Genomic DNA, 19,507 nt, shown 5'->3' on the forward strand with positions numbered 1-19,507 from the left:
GGAGGGCGGTGACGCTGGGGAGGATGTGGGTGGCGCCGGCGGTGCGGAGGCGGTCGTGGTCGTGGGCGCCGGTCAGGGTGCCGGCGACGATGGAGGCGCCGGCGCGGCGGCCCGCGCGGATGGCGGTGGCCGTGTCGGCGCAGACGGCGATGTTGCGGACGTCGTCCACGCCCAGGCGCAGGGCCGCGGTGAGGATGAGGTCGGGCCGCGGGCGGTCGCGGGGGGCGTCCTTGGGGCAGAGCGTCAGGTCGGCGCGGTGCCACCAGTCGAGGGTGTCGAGGACGCGGGCCTGCGTGCGGCGGTTGAAGGCGGTCAGCAGGCAGACGCTGATGCCGGCGCCGCGGAGGAGGTCGAGGGTTTCGGCGGCGCCGGGGACGGGCTGCAGGCCGCGGCGGTCGACGAGCTCGTCGTAGGAGCGTTCGAAGGCCAGGTGCGCGGCCTGGGCGCGGGGCTCGTCGAAAAGCGACCGGAAGATGCCGATCTGCGACTCACCGTGTGATTCGCGGAGGCGTGCCAGGGCGCGCTCGTGGGCCGCCGTGCCGGAGACGATCCCCAGGGCGGCGATCGCCTCCGTGAAGGCGGTGCGGACGGTGTCGCCGTCCGCGACAGTGGTCCCGGCGAGATCGAGGCAGGCGACGGTGATCGGCTCTGCTTCGTTCACGCCGGGGCCTTATCGCCGGCGGCTCAGCTGTCGGACGACGTGGCCTCGGTCCACAGGTCCAGCTCGGCGCGGTCCTGCTGCATCCGGCGCCAGACGGCGAAGCCACCAAGTGCGACGACGGCAAGAACGAGCAGCTTCTTCATGGTGGGACCCCTTCACCTCGACTATGAAGTCAAAACCCGGGACGCGTTCGCATCAGCGTCTGCTTTCCCAGGCTCTCAGCAGCCTAGCAACCGTTCGCGGGCGATCCGCACCCCCTCGCCCGTATCGGACCCGGCGTCCAATCCCGGTGGGGGTGCTGTCACGTCCGCGCCATTGCGCGGGGGTGGCCGGGCGGTCGCATAATCCGTGGGACGGACCTTCGGGAGTACCGATGGCAGAGGACGACTTCCGGCGCTGGGAACGCGAGTTCGACTCCGGCGCGCCGCGGGAGGAGCCGTCCGGCGGCCGGGGGATGGTGCTCGTCGCCGGCCTGACCGCGACGGGCTGCACGGCCATGATCGCGATGGGTGAGGTTCCGCTCGGCGCGGCCGGGCTGGTGCTCTCGTCGATAATTCTGCTGCTCTGGCGCATCGGCATGTGATCCGAAAGGATCACGTCATGGAGCTGGGTGGAGCGACCGTCCTGGTGACCGGGGCGACGGGCGGGATCGGCCGGGCGCTGGCGATCGCGCTGGCCGATCGCGGCGGGCAGATCGTCCTCACGGGCCGGCGGGCGGACGTCCTCGAACCCCTGGCGGAGCGGCTCGGCGGCCGGGCCATCGTGGCCGACCTGGCGGATCGTGCGGCGGCCGAGCTGCTGCTGGACGAGGTCGGCCGGGTGGACGTGCTGGTCGCGAACGCGGCGCTGCCCGCGTCCGGCCTGCTCGACGAATACTCGATGACCGAGATCGACCGCGTGCTGGACGTCAACCTGCGGGCACCGATCGTGATGGCGAAGCTCGCGGGGGCGCAGATGGCCGAACGTGGCCGGGGGCACCTGGTGTTCGTGTCGTCCCTCGCCGGGAAGACGGCGTCCGGCCACGCGTCCCTCTATAACGCGACGAAGTTCGGAATGCGGGGATTCGCACTGGCTCTGCGGGAGGACATGCGGCCGCACGGCGTCGGCGTGTCGACGGTGTTCCCCGGCTTCATCCGGGACGCGGGCATGTTCGCCGACGCCGGGGTCACGCTGCCCAAGGGCGTCGGCACGCGGACGCCTCGTGACGTGGCGCGGGCGACCGTCCGGGCCATCGAGCGGAACATCGCGGAGGTCGACGTGGCGCCGCTCGGGCTGCGCCTCGGGGCCAGGCTGGGCGGGGTCGCGCCCGGCCTGTCGGCGGCCGTGCAGCGGCGGGCCGGCGGGCATCGGGTCGCGCGGGGGCTCGCGGACGGCCAGCGCGACAAACGCTAGCGACTGGACGGATTGCGGGTGATAATCCGGACTGTCCCCGCTTGATCAGCGGGGTGAGCCGGCGCCCTCCGGGCCGCACCCCGCCCGCCGCGCGCCCACGCGAGGAGGTCTGCTCATGTGGACGGGCCGGGTGGCCGTGGCCGTCGCGGCGGCCGTGGCCGTCCTGTCCCTGACGGCGGTGCCCGCGGAGGCGGTGGAGCCCGAGGACGCGACGGTCGTCCCTGTTCAGATCACCGGGGATCCGGCCAAGCGCTTCAACTTGGTCGTTCTTGGCGACGGCTACACGCCGGAGGACATGCCGAAGTTCCGCGCCCATCTCGCCGAGCACCTGAACGACCTGTGGACGATCGAGCCGTTCAAGTCGTACCGGAGTTACATGAACGTGTACGCGGTCGAGATTCCGTCCGGTGAGTCTGGGGTGAGCTGCGACCCGTCGCTGACTTCCCCACGCCGGACGACGCCGCTGCGCATGGCGTTCTGGAGCGGGTGCAGGGAGGACGGTATCCAGCGGCTTCTCACGGTCGACTCCACCGCGGCCAAGACGTATGCGGACCTCGTCGCAGGGACGACCACAGGAAACCGCCAGATTCTCGCGCTCGCCAACAGCGACACCTACGGCGGAGCAGGCGGCGCCTACGCGACGGCGTCGGGCGGGAACGCGATGTCTGCACTCATCGCGCCGCATGAGTTGGGCCACTCGCTGGGTGGGTTGAACGACGAGTACGACTACTACCAGCGTGGCGTTCCGGGTGGGACGTACAGCGGTCCTGAGCCTGAGTCCGTCCACCACACGCTGCTGACAGAGCACGAGATGAAGTCGCAGAAGAAGAAGTGGTGGCGGTGGCTCGGTGAACGAAGCGAGTCCGGGGGCACCATAGGGCGGTACGAGGGCGGGCTCTACTTCAGTAAGGGCGTGTGGAGGCCGAGCCAGCACTCGATGATGAAAACGCTGGGCTACTACTTCGACCAGGTCGCCCGCGAACAGATGACCCAGCGGATCTCAGCCAAGGTCAACCTGATCCAGGCGCACACGCGGAACGACACGGCCGTGGGCGATGACCGTGTCCTGTGGGTGGAGACCATGCACCCGGCCAGGCACCGGTTGTCCGTGACGTGGACGGTCGACGGGCGTGTCGTGCGGAAGGGCTCCGACCTTGACCTGACCCGGTTGCGACTCAAGAAGGGCCTGCACACCGTCCAGGTGAAGGTCACCGACCCCACACACTTCGTCAGGGACCCGGCCATACGCGCCACGCCGGCACTCACCCAGACCCGCACGTGGACGGTCGACACCGACATCGCCACCACGCCAGAGCACGTGCCGGTCGACTTCACCTCGTCCACACCCACCGACAAGCCCGTGGGCAGTGAATCGGTCGTGTACGTGGAGACAACGCACCCGACGCGCAGCGCACCCACCGTTCGCTGGGAGGTCGACGGGCGAGGGGTACGGGGCGGTGACCGCGACATCGATCTCGCACGCCTCGACCTGTCAAAGGGCACACATCAACTGGTCGCGCGTGTCGGTTCCCGTAGCCGGGCCTGGACGATCGACGGGCAACCTCCGACAGCGTCCTACGAACTGTCGGAGGCGGCGCACGCTCGTCCAGGAGGCTCCTACGTCTTCGACGGTCCCTTCACGATGCGGCTGACGGGCGAGGACGACCGTCCCGGCGCGGTCGTCACAGAGTTCCGCGTGGACGGCGACGGCTGGTTCAACTACTTCGGCTGGCCGACCGACTCGTCCGCCCCATGGCTGTTCACCGCGGAAGGCACCGTCATCGACGGCCTCACCCACGGCAGACTCGGCAAGGGCCGGCACACCATCGAATACCGGGCGATCGACCCAGCGGGCAACATCGGGAAGCCCGCGAAGTTCACAGTGACCCTTCGCTGACCGCCGGATCGCGCCGCGTGCCCTCCGGGTCGGGGGTGGGTGCGGGCGCCTGGCGGCGCTGCACGGTCGCGAGGACGGAACCACCGAGGATCAGCGCGAACGACAGCATGATCGTGCCGGTGAACGGCTCGCTGAGGAAGACCACACCGGCGGCGACCGCGACGGCCGGGTTCACATAGGTGAACACCATCCCCCGGGACGCGCCGACCTCCCGGATGAGCTCGAAGAACACGATGAAGGCGAGCGCCGTGCACACCAGGCCGAGCGCGATGAGCGCGGCCAGCACCCGCGTGCTCGGCATCGAGTCCGGCCAGGTGAGCACCGCGGGCCCCGTGTAGACGGCCGCGGCGATGGCCAGCGAGAACGCGGCCATCTGGAGGCTCGGGAGGTCCTGCAGCCGGCGGAGCGCGATCATCGGCGCGATCGCGTAGCCGAGCGCGACGAGCATGACCTCGCCGACCGCCCACGCGCTGCCGCCGCCGAGATGCGGCCAGGCCAGGACGCAGACGCCGGTCAGCCCGACCAGCAGCCCCGCCCAGCGCACCGGGCCGAGCCGCTCGGCGTCACCCACGAGCCTGGCGAGCACGACCCCGACGATCGGCACCGCGGCGATCAGCAGGCCCGTCATCGAACTGGTCAGCTCGGTCTCGGCGTGCGACAGCAGCGCCCACGGGCCGAGGATCTCCACCGCCGTGAAGGCCAGCAGGGGACGCCAGTGCCGGCGCACCACATCGAGCCGCCCCGCCCGGATCGCCAGCGGCAGCAGCACGGCCGCGCCCAGCGCCGTCCGCGCGAACACCACCATGGGCACCGAGACATCCTCGACCGCCACCTTGATCATCAGGTAGGGGATGCCCCACAGCACCCCCATCAGCACGAACAGCGCCCAACCTCGACGGCTCACCCCGACCTCCATTCCCGATGCCCCGCTCCGCCGCCCAGGAGCGCGACCCACAACTACGGGCGCCTACCGGCGCGCGATCCCGCGACAGGATCTGATCCACGCTGCGGCCCCCGGTCCCACGGACGAGTGCCGAGCGCACAGGGCGCGTCCGCGTCAGACGTCCTCAACACGCATGGTTCGACGGACGTTCCGTGACGGAGCCCCTGTGGACGCATGGCCCGCGACACGCCACCGCGGGGGCCGGCGCGTGACAGGCGACTGGACGACACGCGCCGGACGGCATGGCGGCCCGGGATATGCGACCGATTGACGGGTTCAGGATGCGATGCGGCGGACCATGCTGTCTTGAACGCTGTTGCGGTAAACGCCGGGTGTGACGCCCACGACTCGCCGGAACCATCGGGTGAGGTGCGCCTGGTCGGCGAAGCCGACGAGAGCCGCGACCTCCGCCGGGCGATGCCCCGCCTCCAGGAGCGTGCGGGCTCGCATCACCCGGTATTGGGCCAGCCACGCGTACGGTGGCATGCCCACGGTGTCGCGGAAGGCGCGCAGCAACTGGTAGCGGGATAGCTCCAAGTCGTCGGCGACCTCCGCGAGGGTGGGCGGCGTGAGGAGTTCGTCCGACAGCCGCGCGGTGACGGCTCGTGCGATCCGTCCGGCGTCGCCCCGGCGCCCGCCAGAAACGATCTTGGGGGCCTGGACGGCGTGCCGAGCCACGAGCGTCCCCAGAACATTCAGCAGGCGCGACTCTCCTTCCAGAGGATCTTCGCCCAGCCTCAGGGCACGGTGCGCGAGCCGGAGCGCTTCGCCGAGCCCCTGATCGTCGATGATCGCCTCACGGAAGTGCGGCAGCGCCGAAGGGCCGCCGCTCGACGTCGCCGCGCTGAGGAGCTCGGCATCCGGATAGAAACACCGGTACGCGAAACCCTCGGGGAGGGCGGGACCGCCCGTGTGCGCCTCTCCCGGCTCGACCACGACCACGCTGCCCGCGCCGGAGTAGACCTTCTCGCCGCGGTAGCGCATCGTCTCCAGCCCGGCGACGGTGACGCCGATGGCGTACTCGTCGTGGATGTGCGGCGCGTAGTGCCGCCGGCCGATCCGGGCCGTCAGCAGGTCCAGCGGGCTCCCTTGGACGCCGTCCACACGCGTCCAGAGGGTTTGGTCGACGGCGGCCCCCGAGGGGTCAGGCGGAGAAGACGTGCCGGATCCGCCAGCGATCCTCGTCACGGCCGAGCTCCGCGACCGCCACTCCCTCGGCGCCCGTGACCCGGACCCGGTACACGCGCCCCTCCTGGGCCGTCCCGTACGTCTTCAGCACCTCGTCGACCGCGTAGCGCGACCCCCGCCACTCGTACGCGGTGAGCCGTCCCGCCGTGTCCTGCTCGGCGCGAACCGGCTCGTTCAGCAACTGCCCCATTCCGCGAGCGTAGCACGTATTCGAACTGGTGTTCGCAGGTCGGAGGCGCCGCGGAGCGACCGGGCCATCGTACGCAGCCGCGCCCGCACACCGCCGTGGACGCCACGAGACTTGACCTCATGCCGACATTCAGCCGGATGGTGCGGCACCTGTACAGACCACGAAGCGACATCCCTCTCCCCATCTCCGGCCGACACTTATCCACAGGCTGTGCACATCGTCCGCACACATCCCCCGGACCATGCCACTCGGCGCTGCAGAAGGTCGCGTCCACAGAGAAATCCCCAGAACAATGGGGTTTTCCACGGTTCGAGCGGCCTCCTGCCCTCCGTCCTCTCACAGGATCCACCCCGCCGCACCGCCATGTACGGAATCCACAACCTGTGGATAACTACTGTGCACACCCTGGGTACGACCGCCGGCCACGGCGTCCACCATTCTTCCCCAGGTTGCCCCCAACCCCGCCGCCCCGTTGTCCACGCCGTGGAAAACCTGCTGACCAGCTAAAACAGCACCTTGAACGGAGTGTCGCCCACACCCCGTTCACACCCTGTGGGCAAGCGGCCTCCACAGCCCGCCGAGACCGGTGGACAGCGCTGCCCACCGGAAATCCCCAGCCCCACGCACAACCCGCAGCCCCACGACACCGTGATCATGACATGCGCAAACGCCGCCAAACCACCGGCGCGGGCAGTCGCGAAGGCTACATGCACACCTCCCGACGGAGCGTTGACGCGTCATTCGGCCGTGCGAAGACCACAACAGGAGAGGATTATGGGAAGGGACGGGGCGCCGCCCGACCGGGGACGAAACACCGGCCTCACCGCCGCGCAAAGTTATCCACAGCTTGTGGATAGGAGGCATCTCGTGGACTTCAACGCGGACACCGCCGCCCGGGCCGTCCAGGAGAGTTTCGGCAAGACACCGGATCCGCGTCTCCAGGAGATCCTGACCGCCCTCACAGCGCACCTGCACGCCTTCGTCCGCGAGACGAGACCGTCCATCCAGGAGTGGGAGCAGGCGATTCAGTTCCTCACGGCGGTCGGCCACGCCTGCAGCGACACCCGCCAGGAGTTCGTTCTGCTCTCCGACGTCCTCGGTGTCTCAATGCTCGTGGAAACCCTGAACGAACGCGCGGGCGGAACAGAGAGCACTGTCTTGGGCCCCTTCCACATGGTGGACTCGCCCCCACGCAACCTAGGCGACAACATCGATCTCGTCGGCGAGGGCGAACCATGTGTGGTTTCCGGTCGCGTCCTCAACACCGACGGGACGCCACTCCCCGGCGCCGAAGTCGACGTGTGGCAGTGCAACGAACAAGGGTTCTACGACGTCCAGCAACCTGACCTACAGCCGCCAGGCAACGGCCGCGGACTTTTCCACACCGACACCGAAGGACGATTCCGTTTCCGCACGGTCGTCCCCAGCCATTACCCGATTCCCACAGACGGACCGGTAGGCCGGTTGCTGCAGGCCACCGAACGCCACCCGTACCGCCCCGCGCACATTCACGTCATCGTCCAGGCCGCCGGCCACACACCCCTGACGACCCATGTCTTCGTCGCAGGAAGCCCCTACCTCGACTCGGACGCGGTCTTCGCGGTCAAACAAAGCCTCATCGTCGACTTCGCCGAGTCGAACGACGAACAGGAGGCCGCGCAGTACGGCCTCCGGCCCCCCTTCCGGCGCGCGGAGTTCGACCTGACCCTGACCAAAGCCCGAACCTGACCACACACTTATCCACAACCTGTGGAAATCCCGCCCCACCCCCATGCCGAACCGGGCCCTTCCGGCACCGAGTCCGAACGCTCAAGCCGCCATCCCCCGTACCCCACCTGATAAGCCGAATCCCCGGCCGTCCCGGCGGCGGACGGCACTCTTCCGCACCAACAATGCGGCTCCTCGCAGAGCCGTCCAGCCGACCGTAACCGACGTCGTCCGTCACTCCACAGAGTCGTGGTTATCCACACCCTTGAGGAAAAGCCGCCCCGGCCAAGCACACGAATCTTCACGATCGCTGCCTCTCGCTCGAGCCCGCCACCCCTCCGTGACGCCGACTGACCGCCACCGGCGGGATCGGTGATCGGCCAATGGCCTCTCGCAATGGCGACCCTCGGCTGAGACACTTCCACACCATGGCGAACAGCGGACTCTGGGTCGGCATCCTCACCGCGCTGACCGCATTAGGAGCCAGCTACATCACCTCACGGGCGACGCTGGGCGCGGCGCTGGCCCAGGCCAAGACGACCACCCGCGCTCAAGCCCTCCGCGAACAGCACGAGCGGCGCCGCTCCACTTATCGGGAGCTGATGAGGTGCGTGCACGAGTTCAGCGCGGTCACCTGGCAGATCGAGGAAGTCGACGCGCAGCAAGACCGTGCGAGCAAGGACCGGCTCCTCCGGCAAATGTCCAGTCGCATCGGCCCGGCGATTGCAGAGATGAACAGGGCGATGCATGAGGTCCGACTCGACGGCCCTGCCGACGTCTCCGCCGCCGCGGACCACGTACGGGACATGGCACGGCGCGTCGAGTCGCTCCTCAAGGCGTTGGTAACTGAGAACGACCCCGACCGCCGGGAAACATACGACCGCGCCTACCGGGAGTTCCGGGAGGCATACGTGACCTTCATCGGCCTGGCGCAGAAAACCCTAGAGGTCAAAGACGAGACCACCTAGTGGACGTCAGGCGTCGAGCCGAAACGCCTTGGCGAGGGCGTCGATGGTGAAGCTGCTGCGCATCGGGCAGGCGCTGTTCTGGTTGGCGAACAGGCCGGAGACCCAGAACGCATTCGCCTGAGGTACCTCACGCTCCCACTCGACGGTGACCACGTACTCGGTGATGTCCTCGTCCTTGTCGACGGTGTGGACGTACTTTCCCCGGAGCTCCTGCTCGGCGAGTGGACGCTCCTCACCCTCCACGTCGACGACCGCTTCGGGAAACGGTCGGGCTTCGCGGGTCACCCTGCCGACACCGACGTAACCGCTCTTCGGAATGTGGACGAACACGCGTGCGCCGACCGGCAACCTACGGAGCGTCTTGCTGTACCAAACACCTCCGCCGGCCGAGACGAATCCGTACCTGCGGGCGTCCTCCCATTCGCGGACACCGCTCTCGTCGACGCCGAAGGCGACGTACCAGTCCTCCCCGTTCCATTTCTCCTTGGTGCTCTTCTTCGACGAGCCGGCCTGGGACGCGACCGCGGTCTCGCTGACCAGCCAGGTGCGGGCCAGGTACTTGCGGCCGTCGTCCACGAAGTACCGGAAGAGCGCGACGTTCACCGGAACGTCGAAGCGACTGAGGTAGGTCACGATGCGCTCGGTGGAAGCGTCCGCGTCGTGGGCGACGATGGTCAGGGTGTGCGAGGAGTTCAGCTCCTCAGGAGGACTCGTCTTGAACATCTCCGAGAACGCCGTTTCGAAGGGCGCATCGTGCTTGCCGGCTTCGTAGATCCCCTTGACGTCATCGTGCGTCAGCCCGGAGATCCATGAACCGTAGTCGAGCACCTGGGCGACGACCTCCCGGGGCGTGCGGCCGCGCTTGAGCTCGAGGACGTGGAGATTGCCCTCCTCGTCCACCCCGAGCAGATCGATGATGCCCCCGCTCCGGGTCGCCACCTGACGCCCGATGATGAGCAGCGGGTAGCCGAGAATGGCTGGATCATGCTCGATCAGGTCTTCGAGCTGCTTCTCCCGCTCGATGCCGGTCGAACTCATCCGCTGCGGCTTGCCACCGTCCACCCGCCACAGACCCACTTCGACCGGCACGCCTGCTCCTCCGCTTTCGAGAGTCACCCACACCACCGACCAGCGCCCAGCAATCCCACATCACCAGCAGTGACCGCTCAGCAACCCCCATGATGCCGAGCCCGAACCACCGAGACGACCCCTTCACCACAATCAACGAAATACCAGCACGTTTCCCGGCCAAAAGCCCAAACCAGAAGGGCGAAAGCACACAGCTGCCCCCGCGCAAAAGACCCAACGGAACCCGGCCACATCGGCTGGTTTCCTCATCACCGTTGCCGTCGCCGCCGTCAGCGACCATGATCGTCCTGACCGGAGATCGGGCCAGGTGGGTGAGTCTGGATGGTGTACCAGCTCAAGTTCTTCTGCAGGGCCGGCGAGGCGACCGGCGCCTCAGCCATGAGCAACCTCCTGGACAGGCTGCTGGAGCACGGCCCGCTCCACGGAGAGGCGGTTGGACCACCCCGACCTGGACCGGGCCAGTGGGAGGGACCTGAGCAAGAGGCCATCGACGCTTTCAGGTTGGCGACTACAGACGAACATAGAGAGATCGCCCTTGATGACCTCTTGCTCGAGATCCAAGTAGGTGTCCGCTTCATCGCTGAGACGGTCATCCATGCGGATCCGGACAACGAGCACGGCGTCTGGGGCAGCGACCTCCTAGCGGTGATCAGTTTGGCCGGTGACCGACCCGACTGGGCGCTGGTGGAACGAATCTGGAGCGCCCTGGAAAGCCTCTGGTCCGCCGTCCCCTGGGACGAGCTATCAGGATTCGAGATCGCGGCCGAGCACCAACACCTCACGCCCGGAGATCCCACGACCTGATTGCGCCGCCGGACCATCGCCCCACCTTCCGAGTGCGAGCCAGGAGGGAGGGGCAGGTGGAGCGCCCGCTGGACGACCGCCCTTCACCCCTGCCTCCGCGCTGGCGATGACCTATGGGCTCGGCAGGGTCGTCCACGGCTGTCGTATCGGCGCGGCAGTTGCATCGGTTCGTCAGGTTTGCGGGAGGCGGGTTCATGCACCCTCCTGAGCGAGCATGAGAGCGACGGCGGCGTACTCCTCGGCTGCTTTCGTCGAGGTTGACGTCTCCGAAGATCACGGCTGCGTCGAGGACCACCGGACCGGGCTCGGCAAGTGGCGGGCGAACTGTTCGGGACGCCGGAAGCTGAGCCGTCGCTGTCACCACGGCTGTCAAAAGCCCCCACCGGTCGACCGATGGGGGCTCTGAGAGGTGGGCCTAGGAGGACTTGAACCTCCGGCCTCATCCTTATCAGGGATGCGCTCTAACCGACTGAGCTATAGGCCCGGGTTGTGCCGCTGGTTCTGGCGGCGCAACGAGAGGTTACCCCATCTGGCGGGGCAACCGGAAATCGATTACTCGGCCTCCTTGAGGGTCACCTCGACGCCGCCGACGAGGTCGGCGGCGAGGTTGTAGATGACGGAGCCGACGGTGGAGAGGGCGGTGATGAGGAGGACGTTGAGGGCGCCGACGAGGACGGTGTAGCCGAAGATGCGGAAGAAGGAGAACCAGTTGCCCGCGTCGACGGCTCCGGTGGTCTCGCCCTGCTCTCTGGTGAGGCTGTTGATCGTGTCGCTGATGGCGTCGAACACGCCGAGGGCGGACAGGATCGTGTAGAGGACGATGACGGCGACGAGGAGGATGACGAAGCAGACGACGGACATGACGAAGCTGAACTTCATCACCGACCACGGTTCGAGCCGGGCGAGCTGCAGCTGCGCCTTGCGGGCGGGTTTGCCGTCGGCGGGCTTGGCCTGGGTGGTCGCCGACGACCCGAAGGGGCGGTCCTTGAGGACCGTGCGGGCGAAGCTCGGGCGGCTCGGCTTGGCCGGGGCGGTGGTGCCCGCGGCGTTGGACGAGTTGCCCGAGGCCGGCCCCGGGGTGCCCGCGTTGAACGGTTTGGCGGACTGCTGCGTACGTTCTGTGGAGACCGACGCGGACGGTTCGGCGGGCCTGGCCCAGCCCGCCGAGCCGGAGGAGGACGAGGAGGAGGCGGGCGCGGAAGCGGCCGCCTTCGGGGCGGCGGGCTTCTCGGAAGGCGTGCTCGCCGGCTTGGCGTCCTCGTCCTTGGACGGCGGCTCAGTGGTGTCCTTGACCGGCGCGATCTCCGGGGCGGGCGACTCGGACTCGTCCTTGAGGGACGCGAGGTCGCTCCGGGTCTCCTCCGTGCCGGGCTTCGGCGCCGGGGTCTCGGCGTCCTTCTCGGCCTTGTCGATCTCGACGGTCGTCTCGTCCCGGCCGGACTTGGCGGACGCGGCGGCCACCGTCTTGCTCGGCTTTCCGGCGGGCTTCTTGCCGGGTGCGGCTTCGGGCTTCTTGCCGGAGGTGCCGGCGCCGGGGCGGCCCGCGCCGGGCTCACCGGCGCCGGGCCCGCCCTTGCTCTTGCCGGGCTCGGTGCTCACGTGTCCTCCTGGCCTATCGGCTCGTTACCAGGGGAGGGGCCGGGCGCCTCACTCACCACCGTCGCTCCCCTCGGCGTCGTCTGAGTCCTCCACCATGGACTCTACGTTCCTCGCGATGGCCACCACGCTGTCCCCGTCCGCGAGGTTCATCAGGCGGACGCCCATGGTCTGCCTGCCGGACTGCTTGATCTCCGCGGCGGTGGTGCGGATGACGCCCCCGTTGGACGTCATCGCGAACACCTCGTCGTCCGGTCCCACCATGAGGGCCCCTACCAACGTTCCCCGCGATTCCACGATCTTAGCGGTGAGGACGCCCTTACCCCCACGACCCTGGAGAGGGTACTGGTCGATCGGAGTCCGCTTGGCGTAGCCGCCCTGGGTGGCGACCAGGACGTCCTGGGAGCTGTCCTGCACAACCAGCATGTTAAGGACTTCCTGGCTTTCCTCGAAACGCATGCCGATGACGCCGGACGTGGCGCGTCCCATCGGCCGCAGCGACTCGTCGTCGGCGCGGAAGCGGATCGCCTGGGCGCCGGTGGAGACCATCAGCAGGTCGTCGTCGGACGAGACGAGCCGCGCCGCGATGACCTCGTCGTCGTCGACGAGATTTATGGCGATGATGCCGCCGGTGCGGGGCGAGTCGAAGTCGCGCAGGGCGGTCTTCTTGACGCGGCCCTTCTTCGTGCCGAGGACGAGGTAGGGCGCCACCTCGTAGTCGCGCAGGTCCATGACCTGGGCGATGTGCTCGTCCGGCTGGAAGGCGAGCAGGTTCGCGACGTGCTGGCCGCGCGAGTCCCGGCCGGCGTCGGGGAGTTCGTACGCCTTGGCGCGGTAGACGCGGCCCTTGTTGGTGAAGAACAGGATCCAGTGGTGCGTCGTGGTGACGAAGAACTGGTCGACGATGTCGTCCTGCTTCAGCTGCGCGCCGCGCACGCCCTTGCCGCCGCGGCGCTGCGCCCGGTACAGGTCGGTCTTGGTGCGCTTGGCGTAGCCGCCGCGGGTGATGGTGACGACGACGTCCTCTTCGGCGATGAGGTCCTCGTACGACACGTCCCCGTCGAACGGGATGATCTCGGTGCGGCGCTCGTCGCCGAACTTCTCGACGATGGGGGCGAGCTCGTCGGCGATGATCTGGCGTTGCCGGACGGGCGAGGCCAGGATGTCGTTGTAGTCGGCGATCTCCGCCATGAGCTTGTCGTACTCGTCGGTGATCTGCTGGCGCTCCAGGGCGGCGAGCTTGCGCAGCTGCATGTCGAGGATGGCCTGCGCCTGGATCTCGTCGATCTCCAGGAGGCTCATCAGGCCCTGCTGCGCCTCGGACGCGGACGGCGAGCGGCGGATGAGCGCGATGACCTCGTCGATGCGGTCGAGCGCCTTGAGGAGGGCGCGCAGGATGTGGGCGCGCTCCTCGGCCTTGCGGAGCAGGAACCGGGTGCGGCGGACGATGACGTCCACCTGGTGCGTGACCCAGTGCCGGACGAACTGGTCGACGCGCAGGGTGCGCGGCACGCCGTCGACGAGCGCGAGCATGTTCGCGCCGAACGTCTCCTGGAGCTGGGTCTGCTTGTACAGGTTGTTGAGGACGATCTTGGCGACGGCGTCCCGCTTGAGGACGATGACGAGGCGCTGCCCGGTCCGGCCGGACGTCTCGTCGCGGACGTCGGCGATGCCGTCGAGCTTGCCGTCCTTCACCAGGTCGGCGATCTTGAGCGCGAGGTTGTCCGGGTTGACCTGGTAGGGGAGTTCGGTCACCACGAGGCAGGTACGACCCTGTATCTCCTCGACGTCCACGACGGCCCGCATCGTGATGGACCCGCGGCCGGTGCGGTACGCCTCCTCGATGCCCTTGCGGCCGACGATGAGCCCGGCGGTCGGGAAGTCGGGGCCCTTGATCCGCTCGATCAGCGCCTCGAGCAGCTCCTCGTCGGAGGCGCCGAAGTTGTCCAGGTACCAGCGGACGCCCTCGGCGACCTCGCGCAGGTTGTGCGGCGGGATGTTGGTGGCCATCCCGACCGCGATGCCGGCGGACCCGTTGACCAGCAGGTTCGGGTACCGCGACGGGAGGACGTCCGGCTCCTGGGAGCGGCCGTCGTAGTTGGGGGAGAAGTCGACGGTCTCCTTGTCGATGTCGCGCAGGAGCTCCATCGCCAGGGGCGCCATGCGGCACTCGGTGTACCGCATGGCCGCGGCGGGGTCGTTGCCGCGCGAACCGAAGTTGCCGTTGCCGTCGACCAGCGGGTAGCGCATCGACCAGGGCTGCGCCAGCCGGACGAGGGCGTCGTAGATCGCGGAGTCGCCGTGCGGGTGGTAGTTCCCCATGACGTCGCCGACGACGCGGGCGCACTTGAAGTAGCCGCGGTCGGGCCGGTACCCGCCGTCGTACATCGCGTAGAGGACGCGGCGGTGGACGGGTTTGAGGCCGTCGCGAACCTCGGGCAGGGCGCGCGCGACGATGACCGACATCGCGTAGTCGAGGTAGCTCTTCTGCATCTCGACCTGGATGTCGACCGGCTCGATCCGTTCGCCGGGGTGGCCGCCCTCTGTGGTCACGTCCGTCACTCTGAAGACCTTTTCTGCTCGGTGGGATGCGCGTGCGGTCGCCTCTGGGAGTCAGGCCGCTGGGAGCCCGGCCGAGGCCCGCACGTCAGATGTCGAGGAAGCGCACGTCCTTGGCGTTGCGCTGGATGAACTCCCGGCGGGGCTCGACCTCCTCGCCCATGAGCACGCTGAACAGCTCGTCGGCCTGCGCGGCGTCGTCGAGCTGGACCTGCAGCAGGACCCGGTTGTCGGGGTCCATGGTGGTGTCCCACAGCTCGTTGGCGTTCATCTCGCCGAGGCCCTTGAAGCGCTGCACCTGGTCGCGGGGGCGGGGGTCGCGCTTGCCGGCGGCGATCCCGGCCTCGATGATCGCGTCCCGTTCGGCGTCGGAGTAGGCGTAGTCGGCCTCCGTCCCCCGCGCATCCCACTTGATCTTGTAGAGCGGGGGCTGGGACAGGTAGACGTGCCCGGCCTCGATCAGCGGCTTCATGAACCGGAACAGCAGCGTCAGCAGCAGCGTGTTGATGTGGTGGCCGTCGACGTCCGCGTCCGACATCAGGATGATCTTGTGGTAGCGGAGCTTCTCGATGTCGAACTCGTCGTGCACGCCGGTGCCGAGCGCCGTGATGATCGCCTGGACCTCGTTGTTCTTCAGGATCTTGTCGATCCTGGCCTTCTCCACGTTGAGGATCTTGCCGCGGATCGGGAGGATCGCCTGGAAGTGCGGGTCGCGGCCGCCCTTGGCCGAGCCGCCCGCCGAGTCGCCCTCGACGATGTACAGCTCGGACTTGCGCGGGTCGGTGGACTGGCAGTCCGACAGCTTGCCGGGCAGCGCCGTCGACTCCAGCAGGCTCTTGCGGCGGGTCAGGTCGCGCGCCTGCCGCGCCGCCACCCGCGCCCGCGCCGCCTGCGACGCCTTGTTGATGATCTCCTTGGCCTCGCCGGGGTTCTCCTCGAACCAGTCGCGCAGGTAGACGTTGCAGGCCCGCTGCACGAACGACTTGGCCTCGGTGTTGCCGAGCTTGGTCTTGGTCTGCCCCTCGAACTGCGGGTCGGCCAGCTTGATGGAGATGATCGCGGTGAGGCCCTCGCGGACGTCCTCGCCGGTGAGGTTGTCGTCCTTGTCGCGCAGGAGGCCCTTGTCGCGGGCGTACCGGTTGACGATCGTCGTCAGCGCCGCCCGGAACCCCTCCTCGTGCGTGCCGCCCTCCGCGGTGTTGATGGTGTTGGCGAAGGTGTGCACGGACTCCGAGTAGGAGGAGTTCCACTGCATCGCGATCTCGAGCGACATGCCGGTCGTGTCGTCGCCGAAGTACACCACCGACTCGTGGACGGCTTCCTTGCGCGCGTTTATGTAGCGGACGAAGTCCTCGATGCCGCCCTCGTAGTGGTACCGGACGAGGTGCGGCTCACCGTTGATGTAGTCGGGACGCTCGTCCTGCAGCGTGATGGCCAGGCCGCGGTTGAGGAACGCCATCTCCTGCATGCGGCGGGAGAGGGTCTCGAAGTTCCATTCGAGGGTCTCGAAGATGTCGGGGTCCGGCCAGAAGGTGATGAGGGTGCCGGTCTCCTCGGTCGCCTCGCCCTGGCGGAGCTCAGTCTCCGGGCCCCGCCACGTGTAGGACTGGTTCCACACGTGGCCGTTGCGGCGGACCTCGGCCTCCATCCGGGTGGACAGCGCGTTGACCACGGACGAGCCGACACCGTGCAGCCCGCCCGAGACCGCATAGGACTTGCCGTCGAACTTGCCGCCCGCGTGCAGCGTGGTGAACACCAGCTCGATGGCCGGCCGCTTCTCCACCGGGTGCTCGCCCACGGGGATGCCGCGGCCGTTGTCGCGCACGCTGACGCCGCCGTCGGCCATCAGCGTCACCACGATGTCGTCCGCGTAGCCGGCGAGGGCCTCGTCGACCGCGTTGTCGACGATCTCGTACACGAGGTGGTGCAGGCCGCGCTCACCGGTCGAGCCGATGTACATGCCCGGGCGCTTGCGAACCGCCTCAAGCCCTTCAAGGACAGTGATCGAACTAGCGTCGTACGCCAAAGGAGATCCTCCTGCCGGGGATGTCTGCCGCTCCGCGCCCGAGGGAGGCGCGGGTGTGCCCCGTAACACACATGAGGGCACCCGGTTGTGCTCTGTTCGTCTTGGTCAGAGCCCCGGGCGCCCGGTGGCGGCGCAGCATCCTGAACCGATTTCATTCTACCGGGTGACGGGGCTAAAAGTGGCACTCAAGAGCGCTGTATGCGCGTGTGGCGGCCGAGCGGCCCTGGAGCCACACCCCCCTATATGTCCCGGGGGATTCTCTGTCCTGCGTGCCGCTGGCTGCTGAACTCGCTTCCCGACTCCCCGAACAGATGTTCCCACCCGGACCGGCACCCGGCGGATCGGGACGGCGGGCGCGATTCGGGGCCGCTCCACGGGCTCAGCGGACGCGCCAGGCGCCTGGCCGGCGCGGACCGGAGGAGGGGCCGACCACCTTCACCCGGCGGACGGTGCCGTGCCCGAGTTCCTCGTTCAGCCTCCTGACGAGTGTGGACGACAGCAGGCGCAGCTGCGTCGCCCACGTCGTCGAGTCGGCGGTGACGGTGAGCTCGCCGTCCTCGAAGTGCTCCGGCCGGGTGTGCTCGGCGAGTTCCGCGCCGACGATGCCGGCCCAGTTGCCGAACACCCCGCCGACGGCCGCCCGCTGCTCCCAGCCGCGGGAGGCCATCAGGTCGCGGATGGCCGCGCCGAACAGCTTGGGGTCACCGCCGCGCCCGGGGTCCCTCATGCGGACGACCCGTCCGTTGCCCTTGCGTTTCCCGTTCTGCCCGGGCAGCGTGCCCCGCTTCAGGGCATCCGCCTTCGCCTGCGCGAGCGCCTCCCGAGCGAGCTCAATCCCCGACTTGACCGGCGTTCCCTCCCCCGGAGCCCCCTCACCAGCGGCCGGACCGCCGGCCGCCCGGCCGTCACCTGCTGAACCGCCCACGGACGCCCCACCGACCGGCGGGCCGCCGACATCCGGCCCGGGGGACTTATGCACATCTTGTGGATCGTCGTTCACGCGCTTGCCCCTTCCGTCCGGTGGACCACCCTTGGTGAAGCCTTGCTCCGCCTTCGCCGAAGGCCGAACCGTCCCCTTGCCCTACGCCGCTCCCCACGCAGGCAGTTCCAGCGCCGCCCCTGGCAAGGACACCCGCAATGCTCCGCTTCGGGACGCCGATCAGTTCCGGACGACCTCGCCGTCGGAGACGGTATAGGAACCCCCTGTCAATTCGGCCGGTACGTCGGCGGGCACGGCCGCCGTGATGAGCACCTGCTCGGCCGGGGCGACCATCCCGGCCAGCCGGCTGCGGCGCCCGGTGTCCAGTTCGGCGAAGACGTCGTCGAGGATCAGGACCGGGTCGTCGCCGTCCGCCCGCAGCAGGTCGAACGCGCCGAGCCGCAGCCCGAGCGCGAACGACCACGATTCGCCGTGGCTGGCGTAGCCGCGCGCCGGCAGCTCCCCCAGCCGCAGGACGAGCTCGTCCCGGTGCGGGCCGATGAGGCTCACTCCGCGTTCCAGCTCCTGCTTGCGCGACTCGCCCACCGCGGCCAGCAGTTGCTCGGCGAGTTGTCCACGGTCTGTGGACAACTCGCCGTCCCCCAGTGAGCTCTTGTAGTACAAGTCGGCCGCGTGACCGCCCGGGGCGAGCTCCGCATACGCGCGGACGACGAGCGGGCGGAGCGCGTCGACGAGACTCAGCCGCGCCGCCAGGAGCTCGGCCCCGGTGCGCGCCAGATGCGAATCCCACACGTCCAGAGTCGCGAGCACCTCCGGGCCGGGGGACCGCCGGTGCGCCGCCGCCGATTTGAGCAGCGCGTTGCGCTGCTTGAGGACCCGGTCGTAGTCGGACCGCACGCCCGCGAAGCGTGGAGCCCGTGCGGTCAGCAGCTCGTCCATGAACCGCCGCCGCTCCCCCGGGTCGCCCTTCACCAGGGAGAGGTCCTCCGGGGCGAACAGCACCGTCCGCAGCATCCCGAGGATCTCGCGCGGACGGGGGACAGGGGACCGGTTGAGCCTCGCCCGGTTCGCCTTCCCCGGGTTGATCTCAAGCTCGATCAGCGCCTTGCGGTCGTCCTTCACCACCCCGGCGCGCACGATCGCGCGCGGCGCGCCGTGCCGGACGAGCGGTGCGTCCGTCGCCGCCCTGTGGCTGCCGTGCGACGCGACGTACCCGATGGCCTCGACCAGGTTCGTCTTGCCCTGCCCGTTCGGCCCCACGAACGTCGTGACCCCGGGCTCGAGCCCGACTTCGGCGGTCGGATACGAGCGGAAGTCCTGCAGCGAGAGGTGGGCGACGTGCACGAGACACGAGCGTAGAGCCTTCCACAGCCGCATCGGCCACACCCCCGCATCCGTCCGCACCCAGGCCGTTCCGCCCGCTCGCGTCCGACCGCTCCCCACGATCGCGGCAACCAGCGCACCCCGGAAGGGGTGACCGAGAATGTGGATAACTCGCGCCGCCGAGCCGGAACGGCGGCGGGTCACACCGGGGGGCGGGTCACACC

At 68.9% G+C, this 19,507-nt stretch carries 17 protein-coding genes and 1 tRNA gene; 6 read left to right on the plus strand and 12 right to left on the minus strand.

Annotated features, from left to right (window positions below):
• Positions 1-661 (minus strand): HAD family hydrolase (locus E1266_RS23845; RefSeq protein WP_207945882.1); only part of this gene is annotated, 661 nt, incomplete at its 3' end.
• Positions 662-684: 23 nt separating this feature from the next.
• Positions 685-804, minus strand: coding sequence for a DLW-39 family protein (locus E1266_RS39530; RefSeq protein ID WP_221480955.1), 120 nt, complete (start codon positions 802-804; stop codon positions 685-687).
• 230 nt (positions 805-1,034) lie between these two features.
• Here E1266_RS39530 and E1266_RS23850 point away from each other — a divergent pair, with 230 nt between their 5' ends.
• The 3 genes from E1266_RS23850 (at position 1,035) to E1266_RS23860 (ending at position 3,950) form a co-directional block, all read left to right on the plus strand.
• A complete protein-coding gene (locus tag E1266_RS23850; protein WP_132050546.1) occupies positions 1,035-1,244 on the plus strand; it encodes a hypothetical protein in 210 nt (69 codons plus the stop codon).
• A gap of 17 nt (positions 1,245-1,261) precedes the next feature.
• The gene (locus tag E1266_RS23855; protein WP_132050548.1) at positions 1,262-2,053 is read left to right on the plus strand and encodes an SDR family NAD(P)-dependent oxidoreductase; all 792 of its coding nucleotides are present in this window, start codon (positions 1,262-1,264) and stop codon (positions 2,051-2,053) included.
• Between the two features lie 193 nt (positions 2,054-2,246).
• The gene (locus tag E1266_RS23860) at positions 2,247-3,950 is read left to right on the plus strand and encodes a M64 family metallopeptidase (protein WP_207945883.1); all 1,704 of its coding nucleotides are present in this window, start codon (positions 2,247-2,249) and stop codon (positions 3,948-3,950) included.
• On the opposite strand, the gene E1266_RS23865 is transcribed toward E1266_RS23860, so the two are convergent.
• From E1266_RS23865 to E1266_RS23875, 3 genes are all read right to left on the minus strand, one after another.
• Entirely contained in the window at positions 3,931-4,854 is a 924-nt protein-coding gene (locus E1266_RS23865; protein WP_132050552.1) for a DMT family transporter, read from the minus strand. The two genes, E1266_RS23860 and E1266_RS23865, sit on opposite strands and share 20 nt — an antisense overlap.
• A 315-nt stretch (positions 4,855-5,169) precedes the next feature.
• Positions 5,170-5,997, minus strand: a complete 828-nt coding sequence (locus tag E1266_RS23870) for an AraC family transcriptional regulator (RefSeq protein WP_243718777.1) — start codon at positions 5,995-5,997, stop codon at positions 5,170-5,172.
• 40 nt (positions 5,998-6,037) lie between these two features.
• The gene (locus E1266_RS23875) at positions 6,038-6,271 is read right to left on the minus strand and encodes a hypothetical protein (RefSeq protein WP_132050554.1); all 234 of its coding nucleotides are present in this window, start codon (positions 6,269-6,271) and stop codon (positions 6,038-6,040) included.
• 867 nt (positions 6,272-7,138) lie between these two features.
• Between E1266_RS23875 and E1266_RS23880 the strand changes: the two genes are divergently transcribed.
• On the plus strand, positions 7,139-7,999 hold the full coding sequence (locus E1266_RS23880; protein ID WP_132050555.1) for a dioxygenase: 861 nt from the start codon (positions 7,139-7,141) through the stop codon (positions 7,997-7,999).
• A 407-nt stretch (positions 8,000-8,406) separates the two neighbouring features.
• Entirely contained in the window at positions 8,407-8,946 is a 540-nt protein-coding gene (locus E1266_RS23885; RefSeq protein WP_132050556.1) for a hypothetical protein, read from the plus strand.
• 6 nt (positions 8,947-8,952) lie between these two features.
• Here E1266_RS23885 and E1266_RS23890 read toward each other — a convergent pair whose 3' ends face one another.
• Positions 8,953-10,071, minus strand: coding sequence for an endonuclease NucS domain-containing protein (locus E1266_RS23890; RefSeq protein WP_243718778.1), 1,119 nt, complete (start codon positions 10,069-10,071; stop codon positions 8,953-8,955).
• A 285-nt stretch (positions 10,072-10,356) separates the two neighbouring features.
• On the opposite strand from E1266_RS23890, the gene E1266_RS23895 reads away from it, so the two are divergent.
• The gene (locus tag E1266_RS23895) at positions 10,357-10,839 is read left to right on the plus strand and encodes a hypothetical protein (protein WP_132050557.1); all 483 of its coding nucleotides are present in this window, start codon (positions 10,357-10,359) and stop codon (positions 10,837-10,839) included.
• 410 nt (positions 10,840-11,249) lie between these two features.
• Here E1266_RS23895 and E1266_RS23900 read toward each other — a convergent pair.
• From E1266_RS23900 to recF, 6 genes are all read right to left on the minus strand, one after another.
• A tRNA-Ile gene (locus E1266_RS23900) sits at positions 11,250-11,323 on the minus strand.
• 68 nt (positions 11,324-11,391) lie between these two features.
• A complete protein-coding gene (locus E1266_RS39535) occupies positions 11,392-12,438 on the minus strand; it encodes a DUF3566 domain-containing protein (protein WP_243718780.1) in 1,047 nt (348 codons plus the stop codon).
• 48 nt (positions 12,439-12,486) lie between these two features.
• Complete coding sequence (gene gyrA / locus E1266_RS23910) at positions 12,487-14,997, minus strand: DNA gyrase subunit A (protein ID WP_132050558.1); 2,511 nt, start codon at positions 14,995-14,997, stop codon at positions 12,487-12,489.
• Positions 14,998-15,082: 85 nt separating this feature from the next.
• A complete protein-coding gene (gene gyrB / locus E1266_RS23915) occupies positions 15,083-17,020 on the minus strand; it encodes a DNA topoisomerase (ATP-hydrolyzing) subunit B (RefSeq protein WP_132050559.1) in 1,938 nt (645 codons plus the stop codon).
• Positions 17,021-17,399: 379 nt separating this feature from the next.
• Positions 17,400-17,747, minus strand: a complete 348-nt coding sequence (locus E1266_RS39540; protein ID WP_243718782.1) for a DciA family protein — start codon at positions 17,745-17,747, stop codon at positions 17,400-17,402.
• Positions 17,748-18,179: 432 nt separating this feature from the next.
• Entirely contained in the window at positions 18,180-19,304 is a 1,125-nt protein-coding gene (gene recF, locus E1266_RS23925) for a DNA replication/repair protein RecF (RefSeq protein WP_132050561.1), read from the minus strand.
• Positions 19,305-19,507: the final 203 nt, after the last annotated feature.

Source organism: Actinomadura sp. 7K534 (assembly GCF_004348575.1).
Taxonomy (GTDB): Bacteria; Actinomycetota; Actinomycetes; order Streptosporangiales; family Streptosporangiaceae; genus Spirillospora; species Spirillospora livida.